At 69.9% G+C, this 12,095-nt stretch carries 11 protein-coding genes; 2 read left to right on the forward strand and 9 right to left on the reverse strand.

The annotated features are described in order from the left end of the window. Positions 1–40 precede the first annotated feature (40 nt). The 6 genes from AB0D74_RS09420 to AB0D74_RS09445 all read right to left on the reverse strand — a co-directional run bounded on the left by AB0D74_RS09420 (position 41) and on the right by AB0D74_RS09445 (position 6,477). Positions 41–2,770, reverse strand: a complete 2,730-nt coding sequence (locus AB0D74_RS09420) for an HAD-IC family P-type ATPase (RefSeq protein WP_362582288.1) — start codon at positions 2,768–2,770, stop codon at positions 41–43. Further along, entirely contained in the window at positions 2,767–3,822 is a 1,056-nt protein-coding gene (locus AB0D74_RS09425; protein WP_362582291.1) for a polyphosphate kinase 2 family protein, read from the reverse strand. The genes AB0D74_RS09420 and AB0D74_RS09425 overlap by 4 nt, the downstream gene beginning before the upstream one ends. 89 nt (positions 3,823–3,911) lie before the next feature. Then, positions 3,912–4,214: a DUF6400 family protein gene (locus tag AB0D74_RS09430; RefSeq protein WP_362582294.1), complete on the reverse strand. Its 303-nt coding sequence runs from the start codon at positions 4,212–4,214 to the stop codon at positions 3,912–3,914. Positions 4,215–4,319: 105 nt separating this feature from the next. Further along, positions 4,320–4,928: a VOC family protein gene (locus AB0D74_RS09435; RefSeq protein ID WP_362582297.1), complete on the reverse strand. Its 609-nt coding sequence runs from the start codon at positions 4,926–4,928 to the stop codon at positions 4,320–4,322. Positions 4,929–5,015: 87 nt separating this feature from the next. Continuing rightward, a complete protein-coding gene (locus tag AB0D74_RS09440) occupies positions 5,016–5,789 on the reverse strand; it encodes an SDR family oxidoreductase (RefSeq protein WP_362582299.1) in 774 nt (257 codons plus the stop codon). Further along, positions 5,755–6,477, reverse strand: coding sequence for an isochorismatase family cysteine hydrolase (locus AB0D74_RS09445; protein WP_362582302.1), 723 nt, complete (start codon positions 6,475–6,477; stop codon positions 5,755–5,757). The genes AB0D74_RS09440 and AB0D74_RS09445 overlap by 35 nt, the downstream gene beginning before the upstream one ends. 333 nt (positions 6,478–6,810) lie before the next feature. Between AB0D74_RS09445 and AB0D74_RS09450 the strand changes: the two genes are divergently transcribed. Next, positions 6,811–7,626 carry a S1 RNA-binding domain-containing protein gene (locus AB0D74_RS09450; RefSeq protein ID WP_362582305.1) on the forward strand — a complete coding sequence of 272 codons (816 nt, stop codon included), beginning with the start codon at positions 6,811–6,813 and terminating at the stop codon, positions 7,624–7,626. Positions 7,627–7,764: 138 nt separating this feature from the next. On the opposite strand, the gene AB0D74_RS09455 is transcribed toward AB0D74_RS09450, so the two are convergent. Further along, the gene (locus tag AB0D74_RS09455) at positions 7,765–8,460 is read right to left on the reverse strand and encodes a DUF899 family protein (RefSeq protein WP_362582308.1); all 696 of its coding nucleotides are present in this window, start codon (positions 8,458–8,460) and stop codon (positions 7,765–7,767) included. Between the two features lie 110 nt (positions 8,461–8,570). Then, the gene (locus tag AB0D74_RS09460) at positions 8,571–9,914 is read right to left on the reverse strand and encodes an alpha/beta hydrolase (RefSeq protein ID WP_362582311.1); all 1,344 of its coding nucleotides are present in this window, start codon (positions 9,912–9,914) and stop codon (positions 8,571–8,573) included. 69 nt (positions 9,915–9,983) lie between these two features. Here AB0D74_RS09460 and AB0D74_RS09465 point away from each other — a divergent pair, with 69 nt between their 5' ends. Continuing rightward, positions 9,984–10,601, forward strand: coding sequence for a TetR-like C-terminal domain-containing protein (locus AB0D74_RS09465; protein ID WP_362582314.1), 618 nt, complete (start codon positions 9,984–9,986; stop codon positions 10,599–10,601). 309 nt (positions 10,602–10,910) lie between these two features. Here the strand turns inward: AB0D74_RS09465 and AB0D74_RS09470 are convergent, their stop codons facing one another. Next, positions 10,911–12,041 carry a catalase family protein gene (locus tag AB0D74_RS09470; protein ID WP_362582318.1) on the reverse strand — a complete coding sequence of 377 codons (1,131 nt, stop codon included), beginning with the start codon at positions 12,039–12,041 and terminating at the stop codon, positions 10,911–10,913. Positions 12,042–12,095 lie beyond the last annotated feature (54 nt).

The raw sequence follows: 12,095 nt of genomic DNA on the forward strand, positions 1-12,095 counted from the left end.
GTTTCGTCGGCGTCCGGAAGCCCGGTCCTCGGCGCGTCGGTCAGGTCCGGGGTGAGGGCCTGCCGTTCCAGCGGGCGAGGAACTTGCCGATCTCCCACAGTGCGAGCAGCGCGAGCGCCGGGAGCAGCGTCCAGGCGAACTGGGCGAGGTCCAGTTCGGTCGTGCCGAGCAGCCTGCGGAAGGCGTCCATCTGGGTGACCAGGACCGCGAGAACGAACTCGATCAGCATGGCCCGGTTCATCTGCTTGCTGTCGAAGCTGGCCGTGGTGAGCACGGTGTCGCGTTCGCTGCGGCACTCCAGGGCGGCCACGATCAGGCAGAGCGCGAAGGACGTGAACGCCATCGACTGCCCGATCGCGACGCTGCCGTAGCGGGAGGTACCGAGGTCGATCAGGCAGAGCAGGCCGATGGTGATCACCAGGCCGGACAGTCCGACGGTGACCATGACGCCCCGGGTGAGCACGTGCGCGCCGCGCGGTCGCGGGCGGCGGGCCATCAGACCGGGGCTCTGCCGGTCGAAGCCGAGCGCGAAACCGAACGCCGCGTTGACGAAGAAGTGGATCCACAGCACCTGCGCCGGGGTGAACGGTTCACCGGCGGCGATGTCGAACAGGGTCGCGCCGAGGAACGTCAGCACGAAGACGACGAGCAGGACGAGCACGAACCGGATGTACTTGGTGAGGTTGTCGTAGATCTTGCGGCCCTGTTCGACGGCGAAGACGATCGTGGCGAAATTGTCGTCGGCGAGGACCATACGGCCGGCGTTCTTGGCGACCTCGGTGCCGGAACCCATGGCGATGCCGACGTCGGCCGCCTTGATCGCGGGCGCGTCGTTGACGCCGTCGCCGGTCATGGCGACGACGCCGCCCTTCTTCTTCAGTGTCTCGGCGAGCAGCACCTTGTGCTCGGGCGCGACCCGGCCGACGACCCCGATGCCGTCGATCCTGGCGAGCCGTTCGCTCTCCGGCAGGGCGGCGAAGTCCGCGCCCAGCACGGCCTCGCCCTCGATGCCGAGCTGCCGGGCGATGGCGGCGCCGGTGACGACGTCGTCGCCGGTCACCATGCGGACCCTGATGTGGGCTGCCTGCGCGTCGGCTACCGCGGCCTTCGACTCGGCGCGGGGCGGGTCGACCATGCCGACCAGGCTGGTCATCTGCAGGCCGGTGACGTAGTCGAGAAGGTCGCCGTCCGGGTCGAACGCCGCCGGGTCGAGGTCGCGGCGGGCCGCGGCCATCACCCGCAGGCCTTCGCCGCCCATCCGTTCGACCTGTTCCTGCGCCCGCTGCCGCAGCTCCTCGTCCCACGGGAGCGACCTGCCCTGCCCGAGCGCCGTGGCGGCGCGGTCCATCACGGCGGGCGCCGCGCCCTTCACGAAGCAGCGCACGACGGGGCGGCCCTGCTCGTCGGTGGCCCGGTTGAACGTGGCCATCAGCTTGTAGGCGGGATCGAAGGGCAGGACGGCGAGCCGGGGCAGCCGTTCCCGGGTGGCGTCGACGTCCAGGCCGGCCTTGTGGCCGAGGACCAGCAGGGCGCCCTCGGTGGGGTCGCCGACGACCTTGCCGTCCACCAGCCGGGCGTCGTTGGCGACCAGGTAGGGCAGGATCGCGTCGGTCATGTCCGGGGAACTGCCCACCGGGTGCCGGATCCTGCCCTCCAGGCCGTAGCCGGTGCCGGAAACGGTGTAACGGTCGCCGGCGTCGACGACCTCCACGGCCGTCATCTGGTTCATGGTGAGCGTGCCGGTCTTGTCGGAGTTGATCGCCGAGGTGAAGCCCAGCGCCTCCACCGACGGCAGGTCCTTCACGATGGCCCGGCGTTTCGACAGGTCGACGGCTCCGATGGACAGGATCGTCTGGGAGACGGTGGGCAGCGCCTCGGGGATGGCGGCGATCGCCAGCGAGACGGCGCTGACGAAGAGCGCGTCCCACGCGGTGCCCCGGCCTCGGCCGAGCACGAACATCAGGATCATCGTCACCCCGGCCGTACCCGTGATCCACAGGGTGAGCCGGTCCATCTCCCGGGTCAGCGGCGAGGCCTCCCGGCGGGTGGTCGACAGCATGCCCGAGATCCGGCCGAGTTCGGTGTCCGCGCCGGTCGCCGTGACCACCATCGTGCCGCTGCCGTGGGTGACCGGGGTGTTCATGAACGCCATGTTCCGGCGCTCCCCCGGCGGCAGATCATCGGCAGTGAGCGTGCCCGCCTCCTTGGCGGCCGGCACGCTCTCGCCGGTCAGTGCCGATTCGTCGATCTGCAGGGCGTTCGCCGTGACGACCCGGCCGTCCGCGGGGACCTCGTCGCCGGCCGCGAGCAGCACCACGTCACCCGGTACGACCTCCTCGGCCGGGATCTCCGACTCGGTGCCGTCCCTGCGTACGCGCGCGTCGGCCTTCATCATCGACTTCAGCGCGTTCATCGCGCTGTCCGCCTTGCCCTCCTGGCGCATCCCGGCGACCGCGTTGACGACGGTCAGCACGAGCAGCAGGATCCCGGTGCTCCACTCCTTGATGACGAGCGAGACGACGGCGGCGGCCACCAGGACCAGTTGCATGTAGCTGCGGTACTGGGCGAGATAACGGCGCCAGCCCGGCAGCGGTTTCTCCTCGGGCAGCGCGTTCGGGCCGTGGGTCCGCAGCAGTTCCGCGGCGCGGGCGGTGGACAGACCGGCGGCCGGATCCACGTCGAAGGCGGCGGCCACCTGCTCGGGCGGACACGCGTACCACGGCCTGCCGTCGGCCGCCCGACCCTGCGGGACGTCTGCCGGCGCGGTCACGAAAACGCCTTCTTGTTCTTCTTGTTCTTCTTGTCTTTCTCGCCCTTCTCGCTCTTCCCGTTCTTCTTGTTTTTCTTGGTCTTCGGCCTGTTCTGCTTCTCCGTGGCCTCGTACGGGTCCGGGGCCGCCCCTGCGGGTGCCTCCGCCTCCAGGTCCTCCCTGACCTCGGCGAGTTCACGTCGTTTCTCGTCGCTGACCTGCGGGTACTGCGGGTCGATGTCCATCAGGGTGTGCACCAGGACGGCTGCCGCGCAGACCCGGGCGAACCACTTGTGGTCGGCGGGAACGACGTACCAGGGTGCCCAGCGCGTACTGGTGGCGGACAACATCTGCGAAAACGCCTGCTGATAGTCGTCCCAGTAGGCTCGTTCGCGCACGTCGGCCGACGAGAACTTCCAGTTCCGCTCGGGTACGTCGATGCGTTTGAGGAAACGGGTGCGCTGTTCTTCCTTCGACAGGTTCAGGAAGACTTTCACGATCCTGAAGCCGTTGTCGGTCAGGTAGCGCTCCCAGTCGTTGATCTCGCGGTAGCGCCGCTCCCACACGTCCGGGCCGCGGGCCGCGTCGGGCAGCTTCTGGCGGCGCAGGTTGTCGGGGTGCACCCGCACCACGAGCACTTCCTCGTAGTGGGAGCGGTTGAAGATGCCGATCTCGCCGCGGCCGGGCAGGTTCCGGGAGTAACGCCACAGGTAGTCGTGGTCGAGTTCGTCGTTCGAGGGGATCTTGAAGCCGACCACGCGCACGCCCTGCGGGTTCACTCCGCTCATGACGTGGCGGATGGTGCCGTCCTTGCCGCCGGCGTCCAGGGCCTGCAGACAGAGCAGCACGCCGTAGGTGTCCTGGGCGGCCAGCCGCTGCTGGTAGTCCGCCAGCAGCTCGATGCCGCCGCGGAGCAGTTCGACGCCGTCCTTCTTCTTGCGGATGCCCGCTCTGAAACCGGGGTCGAAGTCCTCGGCCAGTCGTACCCTGCTGCCGGGTTTCACCCGCAGCGGCTCGATGAACTCCGCGATGCGGTCGGCACCGCCGACTCCGCCGACTCTGTCGTCGCCCATGGCCCACCCGCCCTTCCGGACCGACCATGCTCCCGCCGGCCGCTGAGGACGGCCTCACCCTTCGGGGGTGGTTCCCGTCCGCGGGTGGTTCAGACGGCCGGGCCGTCGCCGCCGGGACGGTCGCCGCCCCCGCCGTCACCGCGGCCCCCGCCGTCACCGCGGCGCGGAAGGACACCGGCCGCGAGGAGGGTGTCGTACAGCCGCTGCTGTTCCGGATCGAGGCCGGAGTACAGCATGTCGTACGCCTCCTCCTCGCCCCGCATCGTCTCCACGGGGTCCCAGCCGTCGCCGAGCGCCGCCATGACATGGGCGCGGCGGGTCAGCTCGTGACCGGTGAGGTCGACGGAGAACTCGACCGGCTCGGCGGGAAGGGAGGCATCTTTGTCGGACATATAACCGAATTTAGGTAGGCCTTCCGGGTGACGACAAGGGCCCGTGGGGCACTTCACAGCAGGTCGGAGCTGAGGGAACGCTGCTCGTCACCGTCTGCGGCCGGCTCACGAGGGCGGTTCGGTCCCGGCCTGCTCGCTCACCAGGTACCGCGCGTACCAGTCCGGCCAGTCGGGGTCCTCGCCGCCGGTGCGTGCCTCGTGCTCACCGTGTGCGGCCTCGGCCCGGCGCAGCGCGTCCGCCAGGTCGTCCACGGAGGAGAAGGTGGTGGTGGCGGGGTCGAGCCGTCCCGGGAGCCGGGTGGTGACCTCCTGGAGGAGCCAGCCGTTGCCGTCCGGGTCGCTGAACGACAGGAAGGAGCCGTAGCTGCCGTCGGGGCCGGCCACCCGGGCGTCGGCGCCGGCGTGGTGGAAGACGCCGCCGGTGTCGTGGAACACGTCGCTCGGGCGGGCGCCGTGCCGGGCGAGTTCGTCGTGGGCGGTGCCGATGTCGTCGACGATCAGGTGCAGGCCCTGGGCCGAGCCCGGAGCCTGGTCGGTGACCGAGGAGCCGAAGATGACCGATGCCGGGGAGCCCGGCGGGGTCACCTGCACCACCCGGAAGTCCCCGTCGCCCTCGACGTCCGCGTCGAGCCGCCAGCCCAGCGTGGTGTAGAAGTCCTTGGCCCGGTCGACGTCGGTGACCGGCACGACGACGACCTCCAGTTTCATGTCCATGGTTTGCGTCTCCCGTCTCGTAGGCGTAGGCGTTCAGGGATGTGCGGGGGCGTGTGAGGGAGCGGGGATGCCCGCGGGCGCGGGCGGTCAGTGGGCGAGCAGTTGCTGACCGCCGTCGATGTCGTAAGTGGCGCCGGTGAGGGCGTCGTTGACCATGATGTGCACGGCGAGAGCGGCCACGTCCGCCGGGCCGACCACCCGGCCGATGGGCAGCATCCTGCGCAACTCCTCACGCCGTTCCTCCAGTCGGTCGCCGAGGAGGGCGGCGGACAGCGGGGTGTCCACGAACCCGGCGGCGATGAGGTTGACCCGGACCGGGGCGATCTCCAGGGCCAGGTTGGCGGTGAGTGCCGGCAGCGCCGCGGTGACCGCGCCCGCGACGGCCATCCCGGGCGCGGGCCGCCGGCCGCCGGTGCCGCCGATGAACAGCAGTGTTCCCCCGGCTCTGACCTTCTCCCGGCCCGCCCGCGCCACCGCCAGCGTCACGGCGAGCCGCGCGCCGAAGTCCCGGGCGGCGTCGGCGGGATCGAGTTCGTCGAGGGGGGTGTACGACGGGCTGCCCGCCGTCACCAGCACGTGGTCGACGCGTCCGGGCAACTCGCCGAGGTAACGCTCCAGGCGGGCGACGTCCTGGGCGTCGAACGCGGCCGTGCTCAGCGGGCGCAGTTCGTCCGCGGCCCGCTCCAGGCGCTCGGCGTTGCGCGCCACCAGCACCAGGTCGCCGCCGGCCGCCCGCACCTGGCGTGCCGTCTCCAGCCCGATGCCGGCGCTGCCGCCCACCACGACGACCGTCTGCCCGGCCAGCTCTCCGTGCGCGCCGCTCGGTTCACCGCCCATGACCGCCTCCATGAGCGACTCCATGACCGGTTCCAGGAACAGTTCCAGGAACGGCTCCGGGAACGACTCCAGGGCCGCCCGCGTCCCCGTCGTCCACGAGGCCGGCGAACTCGTCGGTGGTGAGCACGGCGTGGGCGTACAGGGGTGCGTTGAGATCGAGCGTCGCCGTCATCTCCGCCCAGCTGAAGGAGCCGATGGCGTCGCGGACGAGGGTCACGTGGTAGCCGAGTTCCTGTCCGAAGCGCGCGGTGGTGTCGACGCAGGTGTTGGCCCGCATGCCGATGATCACGATCTTGCGGATGCGGTGCTGCTTGAGCATGAGGTCGAGGTCGGTGTTGGCGAAGCCGCTGGAGGCCCAGTGCTGCCGTACGACGATCTCGTCCTCGCGCGGCCGGAAGTCGGGGTGCCACTCGCCTCCCCAGCTTCCTTCCGCGAACGTCTGGTCGGCCATGGTGCGCTGCTGGGTCGGCGACAGGTGGTCCCAGGTGCGGTAGTCGCCCGGTGTCGTCCGGTGGTGGGGCACGATGAGGACGGGGCAGCCGTGGCCGCGGGCGGTGGCCAGTACGGCCCGCATGTGGTCGAGCAGCCCGACCCGCTCCGCCACCTCCTTCGCCCGGGGCCACAGTTTTCCGCCCTCGGACAGAAAGTCGTTGTAGGGGTCGACGATCAGCAGAGCGGTTTCCCGCGGGGAGTACCGCGCTTCAGAAGTCATGGGGAGTTCCCGACTGGCCGGCGAACGGGCCGATCGCTGCTGGGACGCGCAGAGCGGGGAGGGACGGGGCCGCCCTCGCTCTCCGCCACGGCCACCCGACTCCGGACCTCAGTCTGTCACCCACCTGGCGGAACGGCATCCGGGCCCGCTGCCCGGTTCCGCCGCGTGCGGCCCCTCTACCGCCCATGTACCGCCTGTGTACCGCCTCCGTACCGTCGTCGCGCACCTTCACCTTGACGTCGAGTCGCCGTCTTTCGATCTGGCGAGCGCGGGCCACGATGGGGATCACCCAAGCCATGCGTTGAGCGATCTGTCCGTGAGAGCCTTGGCGGCATGGGGGATGCGTCGGCTGGACCGGACGTCCGGCGGTTTCTGGCGGCGATCCGTGTAGGCGACGTCTGCCGTGGGACGGTCACTGCGGTTACTCAGTCCGAGATGTTGGTACTCCTGGACGACTTCACCGACCGGCCGCTCGGGAAGGTGGGGCCGTTGGACGGTTCCTGGTGCCGGCGCTTCTCCGATGTTGCTGTGGTCGGGCAGAGGGTCGCTGGCGAGGTGATGGCGGTAGATCTCGATACGGGCCGGGTGCGGCTGTCGATGGCGGCCACTGAGAACCCGGAGCTCTGGGCGTTCCTCAAGCGGCTTCGTCCTGGTGAGTTCCTGTCCGGCACGGTGGCGGCGATCGAGCCGTTCGGGGTCTTCGTGGCATTGGACGAGGGGCCTGAGCATCCGGTGTATCCCGGCGTCGGCTTCATCACGCATCCCGAGCTGTCCTGGCGTCGTTTCGAGGCAGCGTCCGATGTCGTTGAGATCGGGCAGCGGGTGGTGTGCGAGTTCTTGCAGTTCGACACATGGAACGGGGAGGCCCGGCTGTCCCTGCGGGCGACGCAGCCGGACCCCTTCATAGTGTTCGTCGACGGCATCGCGGTGGGACAACGGCTGAGCGGGCGGGTGACGAAACTGGTCCCGTTCGGTGTCTTCGTGGAGGTCGCCGACGGCATCGAGGGCCTGGTGCACCTGTCCGAGCTGAGCTCGGTGCCCGTGGCGGCGCCGGAGGACGTCGTACAGGTCGGCGATCAGTTGACGGTCGTCGTCACGGACATCGACCCCGAGCGTCGTCGGCTCTCGTTCTCTCGGCGACAAGCTTGAACGGTTGCGGTTCAGATCGTGCCCGCAAATGGACACCGGCATCCAGATCGGCCCGACCGGCCCGGCGGACGGCCCGACCGGTGGCCTGCGTGGCTGTCGCGGGCCGATCGGGTCGGGCGGTCGTCGGCCGGGGCTCGTTCACCCGGGGTCCGGGCCGTAGAGCGCGGCGATGTTCTCGGACGTCGCCCATCGGCTGTACGTGGGGGACTGGGGCCAGCCCGCGGGTGAGTCCTGCCATTCCTCCTGGCGGCCGTACGGCAGGAGATCTATCAGTGCGAAGCTGTGGCTGAGCTGCTCGGTGCCCCGGCCGGCGGTGTGCCAGGTGCGGTAGACGGTGTCGCCGTGGCGCAGGAACACGTTGACCGCGAAGCCTCCGTCGGGCGGTGCCCCGACGTCCGACCCGAACGGGCTGTTCGCGGTCGAGTACCACGCCATCCGGTTGCCGACCCGCTGCCTGTAGGCGAGTGCCTCTTCGATCGGTCCCTGGGTGACGACGACGAAACGCGCATCGTAGGTGTCCAGGAACTCCAGGCGGGTGTACTGCGAGGTGAACCCGGTACAGCCCGGGCACTGCCATTCCTTGCCGGCGAACCACATGTGGTTGTAGACGATCAGCTGGCTCTTCCCCTCGAAGACGTCCGCCGGCCGAACGGGGCCGTTCCCGCCTTCGAGTGTGTAGTCGGGCATCTCGACCATCGGCAGGCGGCGGCGCTCGGCGGCGATGGCGTCGAGCTCCCGCGTCGCGGCCTTCTCCCGGGCTCGCAGTGCCTGGAGCCGGTGTTCCCAGGTTGTCGCGTCGACGACGGGTGGTAGTGCGATGTCGGTCCCGGTCATGGTTCCCTCACAGATCTCGTGCGCGGCTTCGGCTGGTACGGAGGCAGACTCCACGGCCCCGCGGAACTGATCGGTCGGCCGGTGAACGCGGCAGAAGGCGCCGGTCCGGATCAGGTCCCGAGGAACGCGGGGATGTCCGCGCGGGTCGGGTAGTCCGGCAGGGGCGCCGGCCGGTCCTGAAGGAATGCGGTGATGACGGCGACGGCCCGTTCGTCGTTGTCGTCGAGGCCGTTCCACATGTGGTGTCCGACCCCGGGCATGTACTGCGTGCGCCGGACGGCGGGGTCGTCCGCGAGGACGGCGGTCGCCCATTCACGGAGCTGGGAGGAGCACTCGGCGATCATCAGCATCGCGGGGGTCCGGGAGCGCCTCAGCTGCGGGGCGATGGAGGGGGAGTCCTTGACCGTCTGCTGGATGCGGAGGCTGGCGGCCGGGCTGAAGGAGAAGTTCCGCGCCGTGTCCTCGGCGGGGATGCGGTGCGCGTCCCGTGCGCAGTAGGCGGACGCGGTGTCGCCGCCGAGATCGGCGGCGGTGAACGCGTTGTCGCCCTCGGCCTGTCCGATCAGTCCGGTGCCGGGGGTGAGCAGCCCGAGCCGCATGAGGCCGAACGCGACGGCGTAGCGCGGAACATGCGTCGAGCGTGGTCCGGTCGGCGCAGGCGTGAGGCCGCGCGCGGACCGGCGGCCTTTGTGCCCGGCGATCCGCGCGGTCGGGCCGTCCATCGGGCCGGGCTCGGCGATGATCGCCCGGTGCAGGCGTGCCGCCGTGTGCCGGTCGGCCAGCGCCCGGGTGAGTACGACCGCCCCCGAGGAGAATCCGAGGACGTCGACACTGCCCCTGCCCAGGCGGTCGATGAAGGCGGCCAGGTCACCGACCGACCTGGAGATCGTGTACTGGTCCATGGGAAGCAGGTCGCTGCGACCGCCGCCGGCCTGCTCATAGGCGTAGACGTCGTAACCCTGCCGCGCCAGGAGCCGCAGGAAGCGGTGGTCGAGCAACGAGATGCCGCGGACCGGGCCGCCGTTGAGGTACACCAACGGGATCGGGTGCCGGGCGCCGGTGCCCGCGGGCGGGTAGTGGTACACCGCGACCCGGCTGCCCGTGGCCAGGTTCCAGTGCTGCGTGGCCACGGACGGCAGGGCCGGCGGGTAGCGCCGTGCGGTGGGGGCGACGGGTATGCAGACCGACGCCGTCAGGGCCGCGGCGACGACCACCGACAGGAACGGCATCGGACGGGCCGGCCCAGGGCGGCGCCGGCCCCGCCGCAGTGCGGTGACGGCGGTGGCGATGACCAGGGTCGTCGACCACGCGGCGAGCCCCGAACCCGCCCCGTCCGTGACGACGATCAGCGCGAGAAAGAGGACGAGCAGCGCCACGACCGCCGCCAGAGCGAGGAGCGAGCGGACTGCGAAGCGGGCTGCGAGACGGGCGAGGCGTTTGGCGAACGTAGGCACGACGGTTCCCCCACTGGTTTCAGAACACTGTTCTGAAACGATGTTATCAGTGCGGGTAGGCTGCTCGTCGTGGGTAGGCCGAGAACGAATGACGAAGAAGTCAAGGAGCGGCTCGTGGCATGCGCGACCGAGCTGCTCGCCACCGGTCCGCAGGAGTCCGTCACGGTGCGCGCCGTGGCCGCCGCCGCCGGCGCGTCGACGACGGCGGTGTACTCGCTGTTCGGCGGCAAGGACGGACTGATCGGCGAGGTGCGCGACAGAGCGGTCCTCGGGCTCTTCCAGGGGCTGTCCGCGGTGCCCGCCACCGCTCAGCCCCTCGCCGACATCCGCGCGCTTGCCGTCGCGTACCGCCGGTGGGCAGGCGAACACAGCCACCTCTACGCGGTGCTGTTCGGCGGGGTGCAGTCCTTCGACCCGTCGGGCTCGGTCTCCGCCGGCGACCCGGTCCGGCCGCTCCTCGCCGCGATCGACCGCGCCCTGGCGGAATCCGTCCTCCAGGGCGAGAGGACGTCGATCGCCCTCTCCGTCTGGGTGACCCTGCACGGGCTGGTGACACTCGAACTGGCCGGTGCCCTCGATGCGGACACCGCCGAGGCCACCTTCCGGACGACGATCGACGCCACCCTCCGCGGCTGGACGACCCCTACGGTGTTCCGCAGCCTTCGGCACGCCGAACCCGCTCCGTGACCGCTGACGACGCCCCCCCCCGGGCACCGAACTGCGGGACATGACGGCCGGGGCGGCCGTCGCCGTACCCACGAGCCGGCTCATCGTCACGCGCCAGTACGCCACGCGTCCCACGTCGCCCAAGAGACCGCCCTGGACCACCTCGGGATCGACGCGATCTGCTGTACGGTGCCCGTCTGCGGGCGGCCGACTGCCAACAACCATTGCGCCCAGCCGCCAGGCCGATCGACGCTCCTGTTACCGAAGCCGCCTGGCCCAGACCCCTTCGCCGCGATCTGATGTCACGTCAGACCAAGGGCGACGCGGGCTTCATCGGGCCGGACCAAGCACCTCGTTGACGCTACGTGGCTCTGTGCGCGGCTGCTGGTTGAGCTTGTGGCGCTCAATGGAGGATCGCCTGTATACCTCTTTGCGGACCCGCATGATGTTGCCCAGGGGCGCGTGCTCGGCGGTGACCCGCCAAGGCGTGAAGGACAGCGCGTCCATCTTCTCCAGATTCTTCGGGCCGGAGATGTCCTGTCGTGGCAGCCGCAGCTTGGCCACGGTGACCGACGGCGAGAACTGTTCAGGCCACTCGACGGTGGTGTCCTCCACCGGCATGCGCGCCAGGTCGGTGCAGAGCTGAACCTGGATGTCGAAGACGTACGGCCGCTCCTGCAGTTCGGCTTGCAGGGCCGGCCGGAAGACTTCCGGTGCGGAGGCCGGGTCGACGGTGCGCCGGATCACCGCAGCGGCGGAGGTCGGGTCGGGAGTGATCCGTACCTTGGCGATGTAGTCCCCGTGCCGGACCGCGCCCATCGTCCAATAGCTCGACAGCAGTACGTTGATCGGGGGGATCGTGGACAGGCGCAGGAAGGCCAGGAACTCGTCCCAGGCCCAGTTGTCCTGGTCCAGTGTTCCCTTCCCGGTCACGAAGTCGGTGAAGAAGCGATGCGCGCCGGGGCGGCCCTGGGAAAAGTAGGCCGGCGCGTTCAGGAACAGTTCTTGGATGAACAGGTAGTGCTCGACCGTGTTGCAGAAGAAGACGGGTCCGTTGATGTTCGCGTAGTCGAATGTGCCTGTGTCCGGTTCGTCTTCCAGCAGGGTCGGGCCGGGGATGTCGAAGATCTTCAGTGCCAGCCCGATGGCAGCGCCGAGTCGCGCGTCGGCTCCGGCATGGGGCGAGCCGTTGGAGAAGCGGATGAGTGCGTCGTGGGTGCCCGGGGTCGCGTAGATGCCTTGGGCGTACTCGGGGGGAAGTCCGTCCAGGATCTCGACTTCCCCTCGGACCAGCCCGTAGCCCTTGGCGTGGGCGTCGCGGAGGGCCCGTCCGGTGCCACCGGCGCTGACCGACTCGGTGATGTAGTTCTCGGTCTTTTGGATCACTGTCTGCAGGTTGCGGTCGAATTTCGGGTCATCGTCTTCGACGTCAGGCGTATAGGGGACGAACTGAGCTGCCATGACTTCGACCTCTCCTCGGAGAGCGTGATCGGACCTTCGGAGGAAGGAATTACC

It is taken from the genome of Streptomyces sp. NPDC048278, from assembly GCF_040652195.1.
Classification (GTDB): domain Bacteria; phylum Actinomycetota; class Actinomycetes; order Streptomycetales; family Streptomycetaceae; genus Streptomyces.